The following is a 16746-nucleotide window of genomic DNA, read 5'->3' as shown; positions in this document are numbered from 1 at the left end:
TACGCGGTCCGGACGCTTGTGGTGGCGGCCCCGCCGGCACCGGAGCGGATGCGCACCGCGTGAACCAAGGCGGTGATGCCGCACATGACCGTGTGGCCCCGGCCGTACGTCAGCGTCGACGACTGGTGATGCCGTCAGCCATGGCGCGCTCGGCGGTGACATCGGTGATGAAGGCCCTCATTGCCGCGGCGCACTCGGGCGCGTGGGTCTCGAGCAGGAGGTGGCCGGCGTCGTAGACGTGCATCTCGAGCCGGTCGAGCGTACGCGCGTAGCCCATGATCTCGGACAGGTCGAAGAACGGGTCGTGGCGGCCCCAGAGCAGCAGACACGGTGGCTGGCGGGTCCGGTGGTAGTCGGCCAGCTCGCCGAAGCGGGCGACGTGGCTGGCGTAGTCGCAGAACAACTGGAACTGGGCTTCGACGTTGCCCGGCCGCGACATCCGCTCCCAGTCCAGGTGCCACGTCTCCGGCGGGTGGAGGTCGCGCACCCGCTCCGGCAGCCCGCCCAGGTACTGCTCGCGGGCGCCCTCGAAGTTCAGCCACTCGGGCAGCCGGGCACGGTTGGCCTCCGAAGGATCGGCCCAGAAGGCCCGTGTGCTGTCCCACTGGCTACCCAGACCATCCTCGTGGGCGTTGCCGTTCTGCACGATGAGCCCGAGGATGCGCTCGGGACGCCGGGTGGCGAGGTGGTAGCCGACCGGGGCGCCGAAATCGTGCAGGTAGACGAAGAACTCGTCGACGCCGATCTGCTCCAGGAACGCCTCGACGGTGTCGGCCAGGTTGGCGAACGTGTACGCGTACTCATCGACGCCGGGCGCCGCGGAGAACCCGAAGCCCGGCAGGTCCGGGGCGATGACCCGGCTCACCTCGGCCAGCGGCGAGAGCACGTGCCGGAAGGTGTGCGATGAGCTGGGGAAGCCGTGCAGCAGCAGTACGCAGGGCTTGTCCGCCGCGCCGGCCTCTCGGTAGAAGACCTCGAGCCCGTCCACGTGGAGGCTGCGGTGGCGTGGCTTGTCGGTCGCCTGCATCTTACGGTCTCCTTGGTTGGCCTATCCCGCCGATTCCATCCAGGCGTCAGAACTACCCAACAGACACTGAACATCCCCGGGTGAGTCTCAGACCCCCTCAGTCCGCATGAACTCCGGGAGATCACCGAGTCCAGCCGAGATGCGGGTAGCGGCACGGTGACGGTTCCCGAGCGCGCAGCACCTTGAAACCGACCTGGTCAGCCCCCTTGGTCACGATCTTGCGAGTGAGATGCAAGAAGCTACGCGCCCACTCCACAAGGACGGCTCAGGCCAGGGCCGAGATCTCGATCCGGGTGGGGTCGGTGGGGGAAACCAGGCAGGAAAGCACGACGTTGCCCCGCTCCAGGCGTTCCCCCATGGACGGGGTGAGCCGGGCCGTGCGCTCGATCTCGTACGGGCTGCCGGCCTGAGGGGTCACGCGGAGCCGCAACAGCCAGATGTAGCGTCCGTTGAGCTTGTTGGACGTCTCCTCGGCCCCCAGGACAGCCGCGTTGCACGGCACCGCCGCCGCGCGCTCCTCCGGTGTGAAGGTCTGCAGCGCAGCCGATTCCAGGCTCGCGAACGAGATGGAGCCCATGGCGAGCACCCCCGCGCCCAGGAGGAGGAACGCCGCGCTGACGTAGGCCCCGACCCGGGTGTGCGGCTTCCGCCGCAGCACGAGGAACAGCACCAAGCCCACGATCAATGCAATGACGGCGAGTGTCCCGAAGACGATCGATGCCATCGTTCTTCCTCACGCTGAAAGGCGGAGCCTGGTGGGCCGGCCTTGTCCGTTCCGATGCCGATAGTTGATCAGGTGTCGCTTGCAGGGCGACTGCAGCCTGCATGATCGCGCTGATCTCTCGCAAGCGGCACAGCCTCGTCGGAGGCGCTCAGCGCCGACTCACCTGCGAAGCGTCCGTCCACGCTCGTCGAGGCGGCCTGCCGGCGGCAGACCGCCTGGGACGGCGTCGGCGCCTGAACGACGACGGAATTCAGGCGGACTCGCTCGCGGATGCACGGCAGGGAAGGGCGCGATGACGAGCAGCACGAGCATGCTGTCCCCGCACAGCGTGGTGCACGTGCTGAGGATGAAGCTTTGCTCCGGCCTGTGGACGGCGGGGTTCCCGCTACCTCGCCACGGGCTTCCGGCGCGCATCCTGCGGTGTGGCGCGACGAAGGCGCGGGTGTGCGTGATCGAGGTGGTGGACCGGTTCGGTCACGCGACCGCTGCCGCCGACGTCGGAGAAGGCGCTCACCGCGCCCCCTCGCGGCCCCCCGACCGCGGACCGCTTCCCCAGGGTCAGATCCATGCCGGACCCGGGGGCCGGTTGGACCCCGAACCGATCCCGCCCGGTCGGGACCCGGACCGATCCCGCCCGGTCGGGACCCGGGTCGGTCCCGACCGGGCGGATGATCAGGCTGCGGCCGGCTCCGGCAGGACCGGGCGGGTGTCGGCCAGCGCCGGGTAGTCGGTGTATCCGGTCTCCCCTCCGACGTACATGAGGTTGTCGCGCAGCGGGTTGAGCGGCGCCCCGGCGCGCAGCCGTTCGACCAGGTCGGGGTTTGCCAGGAAGGCCCGGCCGAGCGAGACGAGGTCGGCTCCGGCGGCCAGCAGCCGCTCGGCTTCCCGCCGGCCGCCGTCGGCCGGAAGCGGGCCGGGCCACGGCAGCATCGGGTTGGCGATGAGCGCGCCCGGCCAGGCCTGGCGGAGCTGGTGGAAGAGCGGCCGGCCGGGTTCGGCGAAGACGACGTGCAGGTAGGCCAGTCGGGCGTCGGCCAGCGCGCCGATCAGCGCCGGGTAGACGGCCTCGATGTCGGCGTCGTCCTCGTGCATGCCGTTGGCGGTGACGCCGGGGGAGACGCGCAGGCCGACCCGCTCGGGGCCGATCGCCTCGGCGACGGCCCGCACCACCTCGACCGCGAACCGGATGCGGCCGGCCACCGAGCCGCCGTAGCCGTCGGTGCGGTGGTTGGTGGCCGCGGACAGGAACTGGTGGATCAGGTAGCCGTTGGCGCCGTGCACCTCCACCCCCTCGAACCCCGCCTCGACGGCCTTGCGGGCGGCGGCGGCGAAGTCGGCGACGGTGGCACGGATCTCGTCCGCGGTCATCTCCCGCGGCACCACGGTGGCCTGGTGCCCGCCGGGCGTGAAGATCGTGCCGGGCATCGGGACCGGCGACGGCGCGACCGGCGTCAGCCCGGTGGTGTCGGGGTGGCCGATCCGGCCGCCGTGCTGCAGTTGCAGGAACATCCGGCCACCGGCGGCCCGTACGGCGCCGGTGACGTTCCGCCATCCGGCCACGTGCGCGTCGTCGTAGATCGCCGGAATGTTGGGATAGGTCCTGCCCACCGCGTTCGGCGTGGCGGCCTCGGCGATGATCAACCCGGCGGAGGCGCGTTGCGCGTAGTAGGTGGCCATCAGCGGCCCGGGCACGCCGTCGGCTCCGGCTCTGGTGCGTGTCATCGGCGCCATCACCAGCCGGTTGGGCAGGCTCAGCGCGCCGAGGCGGGCGGGTTCCAACAGGCGGTGGGTCTGCTCTGCGTCAACCATGATCGTGCCTTCCATCCGGTACTGATGTCCTTGACAGGGATCACTGTGCTCGCCCGCGCTTCGGAGCCGCTGACGGTCCGCTGACGGCCCGCCCATCAGCGATGTGTACGGTGCAGCCATGCGGTTCGGTGTTCTGGGTCCCCTGACGGTGTGGGACGGCGCGGGCAGCCCGGTGAGGGTGCCCGAGGCGAAGGTCAGGGCGCTGCTCGCCGATCTGCTCGTCCACGAGGGGCGGCCGGTCTCGGCCGACCGGCTCATCGACGACCTGTGGGGCGACGACCTGCCGGGCAATCCTGCCAACGCCCTCCAGGCCAAGGTCTCCCAGCTGCGCCGCGCCATCGGCCGCGACCGCGTCGAGCACCAGGCGGCCGGCTACCGGCTGCGTCTCGACCCCGGCACCGACGAGGTCGACGCCGACCGGTTCGGCTCCCTGGTGGCCGCGGCCCGCTCGGCCGGCGACGCCCGCGCGCGGGCCGCGCTGCTCACCGAGGCGCTCCGGCTGTGGCGCGGGCCGGCCTACGCCGACGTCGCCGACCAGGAGTTCGCGCGTACGGCGGCGCAGCGCCTGGCCGAGCAGCGGCTGGCCGTCCTGGAGGAGCAGGCCGAGGCCCGCCTGGAGTCCGGCGAGCACATCCTGCTGACCGGCGAGCTCGCCGACCTGGTGGCCCGCCATCCGTTGCGGGAACGGCTGCGCGCCGTCCAGCTGCGCGCTCTGTACCTGGCCGGTCGCCAGAGCGAGGCACTGGCCTCGTACGCCGACCTGCGCGACCGCCTGGCCGACGAGCTCGGCCTCGACCCGGGCCCCGAGCTGGCCGCGCTCCACCGTGCGATCCTGCGTCAGGACGCCTCGCTGATCCCGGAGCAGGCCCGGGATTCCTGGCTGTCCCCGGCCCGGGCCCGGTCCGCCTTGCTGTCCCCGGCTGGGGGCGGGGACGATGTGCGCGCGTCGGCACCGAGTGTCGAGGCTTCGCCCGCTCCGGCACCGGACCGGCAGCCCACGGACGCCGTGAGTCCTGCCGTGGCGGGGGAGGCCCGCCCGTGCTCGAACCTGCCCACCCCGTTCACCGCCCTGATCGGTCGCGAGCGATCCCTGGACGAGGTCGGCGAGCTGCTCGGCGGCGCCCGCCTGGTCACCCTCACCGGGCCAGGGGGAGTCGGCAAGACCCGGCTCGCGGTGGCGGCCGGGACCAGGCTCGGATCGGCCACGCCCGATGGGGTGTGGCTGGTCGAGCTGGCCGCGCAGCACGGCGGCGTGGCCGACGTCGCTCAGCTGGTCGCCGACGTGCTCGGCGTGAGGGACGACACACCGCCGGGCTCCGGGCCGGGCGCGGACGCCGCGCCCGCCGACCAGCCCGCCCCCGACCAGCCCACCGCCGTCCAACCAGCCGTCATCCAGCCGGCCGCCGTCCAGGCCGCCGACCGCGTCGTCTACCGGCTGGCCGCCGCCCTGCGTGACCGGCGGATCCTGCTCGTCCTGGACAACTGCGAGCACATCGTCGAGCCGGTGGCCGCCCTCGCGCACGCGCTGCTCGGCGCCGCGCCCGGCCTGCGCGTCCTTGCCACCAGCCGGGAACCGCTCGGCGTGCCCGGCGAGGCCGTGTTCGTCGTCGAACCGCTCCCGCCCGCCGACGCCGTACGGCTGTTCGCGGAACGGGCCGCCGCCGCCGACCCCGGCTTCTCGCTGGGCGAGGACACCCGCGAGCCCGTGTCGGAGATCTGCCGCCGGCTCGACGGCATCCCGCTCGCCCTCGAACTGGCCGCCACCCGGGTGCGCGGCCTCGGCGTGCGGGAGCTGGCGGCACGCCTGGAGCACCGCTTCCGGTTGCTCGCCTCAGGGCAGCACGGCCTGCCGGCGCGGCAGCAGACTCTGCGGGCGGTGATCGACTGGAGCTGGGAGCTGCTGAGCGCGCCGGAACGCACGGTGCTCAGCCGCCTGGCCGTGCACAGCGACGGCTGCGACCTGGACGCCGCCGAGGCGGTCTGCGCAGGGGCCGGCGTGGCCGCCGAAGACGTTGTCGAGCTGGTGCTCCGCCTCGTCGACCGGTCACTCGTCGTGAGGGTCGACGGTCCCGCCGGCCCTCGCTACCGGCTCCTGGAGTCGGTGGCCGCCTACGCGCGCGACCGCCTGGCCGAGACGGACGAGACCGCCGAGGTGCGCGACCGGCACCTGCGGCACTACCTCGACCTGGCCGAACGGGCCGAGCCGCGGCTGCGCGACGCCGGGCAGCGGGCATGGCTCGGCCGCCTCGACGCCGAGGCCGCCAACCTGCGCGCGGCGCTGGAAGAGGCGGTACGGCAGGCCGCGGCGGGCGAGGGAAGCAGCCGGGCCGTCCGTCTCGCCACCGCGCTGTCGTGGTGGTGGCTGCTGCGCGGACGGCTGGGCGAGGGGCACCGCACCCTGGCGCCCGTTCTCGCCGTCGCGCCCGACGCCGCCGAGCTCCACCTGGCGCAGCACGCTTTCACACTGCTGACCGGCGGGCGGCCCGCGGCACCGGCACCTGACGAGGCGGCGATCGAGGACCCCGTACGGCGCGGCCGCGCGCTCTGGCTGTACGCCTACGCCCTGTTCCACGCCGGTGACCCCGCCGCCGGCGAGAAGGTCAACGCACGGGCGCTCGACCTGTTCGCCGTCACCGGTGACCGGTGGGGTGGCGCCGCCGTGCTCGGGCTGCGCGCCATGCACGCGCTGGTGGGCGGCGACCTCGACGGCATCGAGGCCGACGGCCTGCGCAGCGCCGCGACCTTCCGCGAGCTCGGCGACCGCTGGGGCGAGCTGCAGGCGGTCACTCCGCTGTCCACGCTGGCCGAGATCAGGGGCGACTACGCCGAGGCCGCGCGCCTGCAGTACGACGGGCTGCGCATCGCGCAGGAGCTGGACCTGGCGGGCGAGGTCTCCGCCCGGCACTCCGGGCTTGGCCGGCTGGCGTTGCTCGCGCACGAGTGGGACCGGGCGCACGACCTGCACGAGCGGGCCCGGCAACTGGCCGCCGAGCAGGGACACCTCTACGACGAGGTCCACGCTCTCATGGGGCTCGCGCTCGGGGCACGCCGTTCGGGCGACCTGGACGCGGCGCGGTCCTACCTCGTCCGCCTGCGCGACGAGTACCCGTCCTCGCAGATCGGGGAGCATCTGGTGCTCGCCGAGCTCGGCTTCACCGCCGAACTCCGTGGCGACGCGGCCGAGGCGACCGCCTGCCACCTACGTGGCCTGGAGATCGCCGCCTCCCTCGGCGAGCCGCGGGCCCTCGCCCTGTCCTTCGAGGGGCTGGCGGGAGCCGCGGCACTGCCGACGGGCAGCCCCGCTGACGATGCCGCGGACGGTGTCGCGGCCGGGCGCGCGGCGCTGCTGCTCGGCGCGGCGGACGCGGCGCGCCGGAGCGTCGGCGCCCCGTTGCCCGAGGCCGAGCGCGGTGATGTCGACCGGATCACCGCGGCGGCGACCGCCATCCTGGGCGAGGCGGCGTTCGCCGCGGCGTTCCAGCGGGGCGCGACGCTGGCGCCGGGAGAGGCCGGCCGCGTGGCCGGGGCGGTGCCGTCCCCGGCCATCGCATGCCGATGATCCCGACAAGGATCATCCCGAACTCCAGGATGAGCGCGCCGAACGTCAGGGCCCAGAACGCGTCCCAGAAGCTGAGGCCGAAGCCGAGGGCGGCGCCCAGCATGAACTGGGTCAGCGCGGACACCTGCCCGAAGCGCTGAACGGCTACCGACCACCAGGGGTAGCGGGCAGTCGTAGGTACTCGGCTGAGTGAGTAGTCGTCGACGGCAGAGGCCACGGTGTCCTCCCAAGAGACCAGGTTGGGAGAACGCTAAGGACGGCACGCGCATCTGAACAGATGCGGAGCGCACCATGCGTCCCCGTATGTGCGGCAGTCTGCACCACCGCCCGGCGGCTTCAGCAGATCTTCTGGAAGGGCTCTCCGCCTGGGAGGTAGCGGGTCCACTCCTCCTTGGTGAGCGAACGGCCGGCCATCGCGCAGACCGTTGTCATCGGCTCCGACGGAATGCCCGGCTTCCACAGCAGGATGGTTCCGGCGTTGTCGGAGCTGGCCAGGGTCTGGCCGTCGGGGCTGAACGCCAGCGCCACGACGTCCTCGGTGTGGCCCTTGAGCGGGTTGCCGATCGGCCTCCTGGTTGGCACGTCCCACAGTTGGACGCCGCTGTCCTCGCCCTCGGTGGCCAGGGTCTGGCCGTCAGGGCTGAACGCCACCGCGCCATGGCCCTTGACCGGATCTCCCGACGGCTGCTGGGTCCTGGTGTCCCACAGCCGGGTGGTCCCGTCGTCACTGAGGGCGGCCAGGAGCTTTCCGTCCGGACTGAACGCCATCGACGTAAGGCCCTCCATGGGGTTTCCGATCTGCCGCCGGGTCGCCGTGTCCCACAGCCGGATGGTTCCGTCGCAGGCGGTGGCCAGGCTCTTGCCGTCCCTGCTGTAGACGACCGCCTGGACGGGGGCGGTCCCGGCCCGGATCGGCGCCCCGATCGGTCGCCGGGTGGCTGGATCCCACAGTGAGACGGTCCCGTTGCCGCCGCCGACGGCCAGGATCTTGTCGTCCGGGCTGAACGCCACCGAATCGACGCTGTGCCCGGCCTGGATCGGCTCTCCGGTCGGCTGCCGGTCCGCCATGCCCCACTGCTGGATCTCTCCGTCGGGATCGGCGATGGCCAAGGTCTCGCCGTCCGCGCTGAGCGCCATGGGCCAGGCGTTGTTGCCGTAGGCGTTCGGCGTCCCGATCGGCTTGCCGAGCTGCCGGCCGGTCGCCGGGTCCCACAGCCGGACGGTCTCCTCCATACCGCTGCTGATCAGCGTCTTGCCGTCCGGGCTGAACAGCAGTGGCGTGACCTCCTCGGTGTGGCCCTTGAGCGGGTCTCCGATCGGCCGCCGCGCCGCCGGATCCCACAGTCTGACGGTCCGGTCCGAGCTGCGGGTGACCAGGAGTCCGCCGTCCGGGCTGAAGGCCACCGCCGAGACGCTGTAGGTGTGGCCGGTGAGCGTGTCCCCGACCTGACGGCCGGTCGCCGGGTCCCACAGCCGGACGGTCTGGTCCCAGCTTCCGGTGGCCAGGGTCTTGCCGTCCGGGCTGAACGCGATGGCGCTGACGGGCCCGTCATGACCTCGCAGCGGGCTGCTGATGGCGTCGCCCGTGACGGAGTTCCACAACCGGACCTCTCCGTCGTCCTCTCCGGTGGCCAGGATCCCGCCATCCGCGCTGAACACGACCGACCGGACAGCGCCGGTGCGGCCGCCGAGCGGCTTCCCCTTCCCGGTGGCGAGGTTCCAGAGCCAGGCCCCGTCGCGACCCGCGCTGGCGAGTGTCGTGCCGTCCGGCCTGATCCGCAGAGACTCGACGTCGTCGGCGTGACCGGTGAGCGGAGCCCCGATCTGCCGCCAGGTCGCCGTGTCCCACCGCCGGATCTTCTCGTCGGACCCGACGGTGACCAGGGTCGCGCGGTCCGGGCTCAGCTCCAGGGCCGCGATCACGTCGCCCGGGCCGGTGAAAGTGGTCCCGATCTGCCGCCAGGTCGTGGTGTCCCACAGCCGGACGGTTCCGTCCTCCCCGAGGGTGACCAGGGTCCGGCCGTCGTGGCCGAACGTCACCAACCGGAAATCCGCGGTGAACGGGCTCCCGATCCAGCGGCGGGTCACCGGGTCCCACAGGCGCATGGTCCGGTCGTCGCCGGCCAGGACCTTGCCGTCCGGGCCGAGCGCTTTGATGTCGCCGAGGCCGTTCAGGACAGCCCTGGCGGGGGTCGCCAGGGAGGCGAGCATGCCGTGGCGCGCCTCGGCGGTCGCCTTGAAACGCGAGGCCGCGGCGGCCAGGAGCCCGGCCACCACTGGGTCACGGACCTGTTCCCGGCGCGTGACCAGCAGGCTGGACACCGCGCTCCGGTGTTGCGCCTCCGCCCTGTCCCGCTGTGCCCGCGCGAGGTTGGCCGAGCCGACCGCGGCCACCGCGCTGACCACCGCCGCCGCGGTCAGGAGGGACAGCCCCGTCCAGGAGAACCGCCGGAACCGCCGGGCCCGACGGTGCTGGCGGACGTCCTCGCCGACGAGCTCGTCCTTGGGGCGGTGGTGCAGGGCGGAGGCGAGCGTCGCGACGGCGTCGAGGAAGGCGGGGTTGCCGAGGGACAGGTCGGTCTGGGTGCGGATCGAGCGCAGGTCCACCCAGAGCGGCACCTCGGAAAAGCCCCGGAGCAGCGACTCGGGCAGGGCCGTGGTCAGGGTGTCGTCGAAGTGCCCCGCCTCGTGGTCCCAGACGAGCTCGCCGTCGGTGAGCACGATGAGCATGGGCCGTTGCGCCGCGAGCGAGCGCCAGTGCTCGACCTCCCGCCGGACCCAGACGGAGCGCGCCGAGTCGGGCGAGGCCAGCAGGATGAAGCAGCGCGAGGCGTCCAGCGCGGCGTCGATCGTCGTCCACAGGCCCGGCGAGGCGGACAGGCTTCGGGCGTCGCAGAAGACGCGCAGGGCACGCAGGCGGTACCAGGGGCGGGCGAACTGGTGGAGGGCGTCGCGCAGGGCGGGGCCGAGGCGGCCGTCGGCGGCACGGCTGTAGGAGATGAACCCGTCGTAGTGACCCGGAGATGGCTTCTCGCGCTTACCGAGGAGATCCACACACCCGATTCTGAGGCTTCGGGAGTGCTTCGGGATTGAGTATGGGCCTACTCATGCCGCAAGGGTCCGTTCGGGCGATCATCGGGATCCGGACAGTTCGGAGAGGACCGCGCCATGAGATGGTTGGCTCGATCGCTGGTCGCGTTGCTCGTGGTGCTGGCGTATCTCGCGCCCGCCGCGGCCCAGGCCGAGGATGTGACGGTCACCGTCCACCTGTACCGGGTGGTCGAGGTGGAGTGCGGCGAGGGGGCAGGCGAGTCGTGCCCGAACGACTACTACCCGAAGTTCCGGATCGACGGCAAGAACTTCGACGGCAAGGCCGACTTCTGCTGCGCCCACGGTCCCGACTTCAGGACCAACTGGGTCCACAGCGAGAAGGTCGACAGCACCCACAACCCCATCGACATCCACCTGGAACTGTGGGACCAGGACGACGCGACCCCTGACGACCCCATCGACTGGGGCCAGCCAGGAGATGACCTGGACATCACGTTCGATCTGAACACCTGCGTCTTCACCGGTGGCGGCCTGACCGCCCAGCAGGGGGCGGGCATCCTGTCTCTGGCGGGGCAGAGCGAGGCCGGCGGCGTCGACTCGGCTCGCGGCTACTTCACCATCACCACCCCGCACTGCCTCGACCTGGCGAGGAACGCGGGCGGCGACAGCGACGGCGACGGCATACAGAACGCCTGGGAGACACCCGGTCTGGGTCTCGACGCCAACATCGACGGCACCGTTGACCTGCCGCTGGGCGACCCGCCGTACAACGCCCTGCCGTACCGGAAGGACCTGTTCGTCGAGGTCGACTACATGACCGGATTCCGGCCCGACTACCTGGGCCTCCTGGACGTGGTCGGCGCGTTCGACCGCGCGCCGGTCGATCCGTACCCGGGCGGCAAATACCTGGGCGTCGGGCTCCACATGCTGGACATCGACGAGGAACTGCCGCACGTGCCCGTGCTCCGCTTCGTCCCGGACAACGACGGACAACCGGACAACTTCAGCTTCATCAAGAACGGCGCGCGGAACAGCACCTGCGCGGGCGCCTTCGGCACCGCCGCCGACCGCTCCAGCCCGAACTGCGCGAACATCCTGAAGGCCAAGAACATGGTGTACCGCTACATGATCTTCGGCGACCGCGTCGAGGACGAGGACGGGAACACCAACGGATCGGGCATAGCCGAGTGGGACCCCACCAGCCCCCGAGGTGGCAACGACTTCGTCGTCACGATGGGCGCGTTCACCCCCAAGGAGTTCCAGGAACTGGGCGGGCGGGTGAACGCCGAGAAGTCCACCTTCATGCACGAGCTGGGACACACGCTGGGCCTGGGCCATGGCGGCGACGAAAAGGTCAACTGCAAACCCAACTACCTCAGCGTGATGAACTACTCCTACCAGTTCCAGGACTACGACCCCATCCGGCCGCTGGACTACAGCAGCTCGGCCAGGGGCACGGCTCTCACCGTGTCGTTGCCGGAGAGCGAACTCGACGAGAACTCCGGGGTGTACGCCAGCCCCGATCGCCAGATCGTGTACGGCGTCGGCGGCAAGCCCAGAACGGTGGCCGCCACCAACGGATTCATCGACTGGAACGGAAACGGCACAAGACAGGGCGAGACCGCCGCCAACATCACCCGCATCATGGACGAGTGCCCCGACAAGGACCTGGAAGTCCTGCACGGCTTCGACGACTGGTCCAACATCCAGTACAACCCCCGCCTCAACGCCAGGTTCTTCGGCGACGGCGCGCGCCGCGGCCTGCCGCAGGAACTCACCGCGCAGATGATCCGCGCCAGGTCCCAGCAGGCCGACGTCAAGCTCACCAAGTCCGCCGACCGGACCGAGGCCGTCGGCGGCGACACCGTGACCTACACGGTGACCGTGACCGACCTCGGCCCCGGCACCGCTACCGCCCTCTCGGTGACCGACACGCTTCCCGACGGCACCGCGCACCACCGTTCGCTCCCGGACCTGGCCAACGGCGCCGTCCACACCGTCACACCCCCGTTCACCTACCAGGTGCCCTGCGCCACGACCGACGGCACCGTGGTCACCAACACCGCCACGGTCACCGGCAAGGACACCGACGGCATCCCCGACCCGTACACCGACGACAACACCGACCGCGCCACCACCACGGTCCGCGCCCCGGTCCTGACCGTGAACCAGACCGCGACCCCCACGGTCAACGCCGGCGAGGCCGTCACCTACACCGTCACGTACGCGAACACGGGTGGCGGCGCCGCGTCCGACACCGTCGTCACCGCCACGCTCCCGTCCGGCGTCTACTACAGCCAGGCGCTCGACCTGGGAACGGGCCCCCGACCCGACTCGGTGACGCTCAACGACGACGGCACCCGGACCCTGGTCTGGAACGTGGGCGCCGTCCCTGCCAGGTCCGGCGACCGCGCGATCGTCTTCACCGCGCGGCCGACGCTGCTGGCCCCGGCGGGCACGACGTACACGAGCGACGTGTCCGTGCGCTACAAGAACGCCGGCGGGGCGTGCACCTTCGCCCCGGTCACCGCCTCGGCGACCACCGGGGTCACGGTCGTGCCGCCCACCCGCGATCCGCGTTCCAAGGGCTTCTGGAAGAACCACGCCGGCCAGTGGACGGCCGAGTTCCTCGCCCGTATCCAGGCCACCGACCAGCGCTACGACACCGACCGCGGCGGAGCCCTGACCGCCGCCGAGATCACGGTGGCCTTCACCGCCGACAACTCGCCGAAGAGCGTGCTCACCGAGCACCTGCTGGGCACGTACTTCAACCTGGCGACCAGGCGCATCAACGCCGACACCGCGATCAGCTCCAGCCCCGGCACCGTGCGCGCCGCGGTGCTCTACGCCCAGGACACGGCCGCGCTGCCGGTCGGCTCCGACACCGCCGAGCGGTACAGCAGAAGCATCCGCCTACTGGACGACATCAACGCCAACAGGATCGAGGTGTACTGAGGGTCAGGCCGGCGGGCAGACCTCCGGAAGCACCGGGCCGGCCTCCTCGGTCAGCCCGGAGGAGGCGCCCGCCGAGTTCGCGCACGTACTGGTGGAACACCGGCGCACCACGCCCTCACCTGGAGCTGGCTGTGGAAGCTCATCGCGGCAACCATTCAGCGGTCGTTCACGCCGAGGTCGGCGGGACGCCGCGCTCATTGCCGCCGGCCGTCACCGTCTGCCTGGTGCGCACCGCGCGGGAGGCGCTCACCAATGCCGCCAAGCACGCCCCGCACGCCGCGATCACGGTTCGGCTCGACTACCACGTCGATACCGTGAACCTCGTGGTCCGTAACGAGTCCGTTCCCGAACCGGCTGAAGGCGACCGCAGCGCGCGCCCTGTGGGGTACGGACTGACCGGCATGCGCGAACGGCTCGCCCTCGTGGGTGGCCAACTCACCGCTGCGGAGAAGTGGGGTGGCTGGCAGGTGGTCGCGGAGGTACCGGCGTGAGCGACACCACGATGATCCGCGTGATCGTTGTCGATGACCAGCAGATCGTCAGGGAAGGCCTGGTGGCCCTGCTCGGGCTGCTGGACGACGTCGAGGTCGTCGGTTCGGCGGGCGACGGCGAGGGCGCGCTTCGGCTGCTGGAGGAAACCTCTGCTGACGTTGTGCTGATGGACCTGCGGATGCCGGTGATGGACGGGGTGGAAGCCACGCAGCGCATCACCCGGCAGCATTCACAGGTCGCGGTCTTGGTCCTGACCACGTACGCCGACGATGACTCGATCGCGGCGGCCCTTCGTTCAGGTGCCCGCGGCTATCTGACCAAGGACGCCGGCCGAGCCGAGATCGCGGCGGCTCTCCGCGCCACCGCGTCTGGTCAGTCCACCTTCGACACCGCCGTCTCCCGGCGCCTTGTGGCGGCCATGCTACGGCCGGGCCCGCTCCACCCCGCACCGCCAGATCGCTGGGGCAACCCCGACGGGCTCACCCCCCGGGAGGTCGAGATTCTGAAGCTCATCGCACAAGGCATGACGAACCAGCAGATCGCCACGTCGCTGTTCATCGGAGAGTCGACGGTCAAAACGCACATCAACCACGCCTTCGCCAAGATCGGAGCGCGTAGCCGCAGCGACGCGACACGCTACGCCTACCGGCACGGGCTGGCAGAAGGCTGACAACGGTCCTCGGGACGAAGAGCCAACCGCAATTGCCCGTGCTTCGGGGTTCAAGGACCGTTGACCGGTGCGAGCCGGTGGCGGGTTCAGGCGATCAGCAGGCGAAGCCCAAGCTCTGCCGCGTCGAGATCGACGAGGTCGTGGTTGCGGTCGGCCCACCGACCGGATGCGAGGTCGTCGCGGAGGCTGCGCACTGCCCGCTGCTCGGCGTCCGGCCCGACTCTGGCCCAGACCGATATCCCGCGACGGACATTCTCGTCCAGGTACGCCTCCGGCCGACGCCAGTAGGCCTCCAAGAAGCCGTCAGCGCAGTCCCACGGGACGAGCACCGGTTCCATCCGGGCTCCGATCGCGCCGGCCTGCTCGGACACCGAAGGCCGGCCGGCGAGGAGGTCCGCGACCTCAGGCAGGTAGTCGCGAGTAAGCCAGAACCGATGAAGCCATCCGGTGTCGCTGGTGTCGTGCGTGAACACCACCACGCGGCGAGCAACCCGCCGCAGCTCGCGCAGGCCGGCAATCGGGTCCTGCCAGTGATGAACGGAGGAAACAGCCATCGCGGCGTCGAAGGACTGGTCATCGAACGGCAGGCTCTCGGCAGATCCGACCAGGCACGGCGCCGCGCCCGGGAGACGCTGCGAACGCATGAGCGCCGACGGTTCCACCGCGAGGACGTGGCGGTCGGGGGGCTCGTACGACCCGGTGCCCGCCCCGACGTTCAGTATGGTCCGGGCATCGCCGAGCGCGGCCCAGATCCGCGCGGCGATGCGCGGTTCCGTGCGCCGTGTCACGGTGTAGGTGGCTCCGATGGTGTCGTACAACTGCGCGCTGGACATTGACACTGCCTTTCCGGCTGTCACCCATCGTCCCCGCACAGTGCCGGTGGCCTGGGTAGCGTGTCACTACGCGGGCGGTCGCTTGATCGCCATTCCACCATATTGATCGGCATGTGAGGAGCTGTCGTTGAGCGGCGCTCATGTCGCGCGGTGGACGATGTCATGGGGCGGAATTGTCGGTCCCCCTTGCGGCTGAGCTGCGGCACTACCGCGAGCTAGCCGGGCGTCCCGTCGCGCTAGCTCTGTCGGGCGAGGCGATGGGCTTGCCCGTTGTGCACATCGCTTACCCATTCCCAGCCGGGCGTAGCCGATGGGCCGACCCGGGCGTCACGGGGACATGGCCCTCACGCAAGGCGAGCACGTACGCCCGATCCCGCTCGATCCGTGCGTGTACCTGATCGGCTCCGCCGACTGACCCGTGGCCGGGGATGAGGACATCGGCATCGCCCGCCACGCCCTCCAGCAGCCGCAGCGCGGCGAGGTGGTCCTCGATCGGGTCCGCGGTGCCGTTCAAGTCGAGCATCGGAATCAGGACATCAGAGAGCATGTCGCCGGCGACGAGAACGCCGCGCTCCTCGATCAACAGCGCCGCATGGCCCGGGGCATGCGCCTGATGCTCGATGATCCTGACTTGAGGACCATCCCAAGGAATCCGCACGGTGTCGGCGGGCAAGCCGGTGATGAGGCCGAGCAGGTCCAGCGGTACCTGCTCGGCGATGTCCGGCGGTATCAGTTGAGCGGCGATGCGGGCCTTCGCGCCCGGGTCCGACAGCCGATCTCGGACAGTGGCCGCGCAGCGGGCCGTGCCGTAGCGAGGCGCCGCGCCGAGCCCGGCGTGCCAGAGCAGGTGATCCCAATGCGGATGCGTCGAGAAACCCGCCACAACGGGCTGGCCCAGTTCGCGAAGGTCGTTCGCGAGGCAGGCCATTTCGTGGCCCTGCACCCCGGGGTCGATGAGCAGCACGCCAGCGCGGCCTTGCACGACCACGGCGTTGCTTTGGCAGAACTCGCTCTCGTGGATCAGCACGCCCTCCGCGACCTGCCTCAGCACGGCGGCCCCTTCCGCTTGTGATGTGCAACCGCTCGTCGAGACGGTAGTACCGGGCGGTGGTAGATTGCAAGCAGTATGCGCGAAGCAAATGAGCCGCGGTCGGAGTGCCCGATCAACGCCGCCATCGAGGCGTTCGGCGATCGCTGGAGTCTGATCGTCCTCCGCGACATCGTCTTCGGAGACCGCCGCTATTTCCGAGAGCTGCAGGCCAACTCGATCGAGGGGATCGCCTCGAATATTCTCGCCGACCGACTCAAACGACTCGTCAAGTCGGGACTGCTCACCCGCGAGGACACGCGACCCGGGCAGCGGGCACGCTACAGCCTGACCGAACCCGCGATCCAACTCGTACCCGTGTTCGCGCAGCTGGGCAGCTGGGGACTTCGCCACCGACCCACGAGCAGCGCGCTGAACGCTCGCGCCGTGCTGCTTGAACAAGGCGGCCCCGCGCTCTGGCACGAGTTCATGGACGAGCTTCGCCGCGAGCACCTTGGCTCCGAACTCCCAGCGCGATCACCGAGTGTTCGCGAGCGCCTGAACGCGGCCTACCGCGCCGCCACCAACTCCTCGTAGCT

The 16746-nt window shown here is 71.1% G+C and carries 11 protein-coding genes; 5 read left to right on the top strand and 6 right to left on the bottom strand.

Going from position 1 to position 16746, the window contains the following annotated elements; translation table 11 throughout:
• Positions 1-109: 109 nt before the first annotated feature.
• From ABZX22_RS14345 to ABZX22_RS14335, 3 genes are all read right to left on the bottom strand, one after another.
• Positions 110-1027: an alpha/beta hydrolase gene (locus ABZX22_RS14345; RefSeq protein ID WP_354908445.1), complete on the bottom strand. Its 918-nt coding sequence runs from the start codon at positions 1025-1027 to the stop codon at positions 110-112.
• A gap of 265 nt (positions 1028-1292) precedes the next feature.
• Positions 1293-1751 carry a hypothetical protein gene (locus tag ABZX22_RS14340; RefSeq protein WP_354908443.1) on the bottom strand — a complete coding sequence of 153 codons (459 nt, stop codon included), beginning with the start codon at positions 1749-1751 and terminating at the stop codon, positions 1293-1295.
• Positions 1752-2423: 672 nt separating this feature from the next.
• Positions 2424-3560: an alkene reductase gene (locus ABZX22_RS14335; protein ID WP_354908440.1), complete on the bottom strand. Its 1137-nt coding sequence runs from the start codon at positions 3558-3560 to the stop codon at positions 2424-2426.
• A 118-nt stretch (positions 3561-3678) separates the two neighbouring features.
• Between ABZX22_RS14335 and ABZX22_RS14330 the strand changes: the two genes are divergently transcribed.
• Positions 3679-7119: a BTAD domain-containing putative transcriptional regulator gene (locus ABZX22_RS14330; RefSeq protein WP_354908439.1), complete on the top strand. Its 3441-nt coding sequence runs from the start codon at positions 3679-3681 to the stop codon at positions 7117-7119.
• A gap of 336 nt (positions 7120-7455) precedes the next feature.
• Here the strand turns inward: ABZX22_RS14330 and ABZX22_RS14325 are convergent, their stop codons facing one another.
• Positions 7456-10173: a TIR domain-containing protein gene (locus ABZX22_RS14325; protein ID WP_354908437.1), complete on the bottom strand. Its 2718-nt coding sequence runs from the start codon at positions 10171-10173 to the stop codon at positions 7456-7458.
• Between the two features lie 114 nt (positions 10174-10287).
• Between ABZX22_RS14325 and ABZX22_RS14320 the strand changes: the two genes are divergently transcribed.
• From ABZX22_RS14320 to ABZX22_RS14310, 3 genes are all read left to right on the top strand, one after another.
• A complete protein-coding gene (locus ABZX22_RS14320; protein WP_354908434.1) occupies positions 10288-13125 on the top strand; it encodes a hypothetical protein in 2838 nt (945 codons plus the stop codon).
• Between the two features lie 131 nt (positions 13126-13256).
• Positions 13257-13616 (top strand): ATP-binding protein, encoded by a 360-nt coding sequence (locus ABZX22_RS14315; protein ID WP_354908432.1) that lies wholly within the window; start codon positions 13257-13259, stop codon positions 13614-13616.
• Complete coding sequence (locus tag ABZX22_RS14310) at positions 13613-14287, top strand: response regulator transcription factor (protein ID WP_354908429.1); 675 nt, start codon at positions 13613-13615, stop codon at positions 14285-14287. The genes ABZX22_RS14315 and ABZX22_RS14310 overlap by 4 nt, the downstream gene beginning before the upstream one ends.
• A gap of 86 nt (positions 14288-14373) precedes the next feature.
• Here the strand turns inward: ABZX22_RS14310 and ABZX22_RS14305 are convergent, their stop codons facing one another.
• Both ABZX22_RS14305 and ABZX22_RS14300 read right to left on the bottom strand, forming a co-directional pair.
• On the bottom strand, positions 14374-15120 hold the full coding sequence (locus tag ABZX22_RS14305) for a class I SAM-dependent methyltransferase (protein ID WP_354908427.1): 747 nt from the start codon (positions 15118-15120) through the stop codon (positions 14374-14376).
• A gap of 283 nt (positions 15121-15403) precedes the next feature.
• Positions 15404-16171 (bottom strand): MBL fold metallo-hydrolase, encoded by a 768-nt coding sequence (locus ABZX22_RS14300; RefSeq protein ID WP_354908425.1) that lies wholly within the window; start codon positions 16169-16171, stop codon positions 15404-15406.
• Positions 16172-16246: 75 nt separating this feature from the next.
• Between ABZX22_RS14300 and ABZX22_RS14295 the strand changes: the two genes are divergently transcribed.
• Complete coding sequence (locus ABZX22_RS14295; RefSeq protein ID WP_354908423.1) at positions 16247-16744, top strand: helix-turn-helix domain-containing protein; 498 nt, start codon at positions 16247-16249, stop codon at positions 16742-16744.
• The last annotated feature ends 2 nt before the right edge of the window (positions 16745-16746 follow it).

Source organism: Nonomuraea sp. NPDC003804 (assembly GCF_040610675.1).
GTDB lineage: Bacteria > Actinomycetota > Actinomycetes > Streptosporangiales > Streptosporangiaceae > Nonomuraea.
The sequence above is the reverse complement of the archived record's forward strand: the minus strand, read 5'-3'. Positions and strand labels throughout refer to the sequence as shown.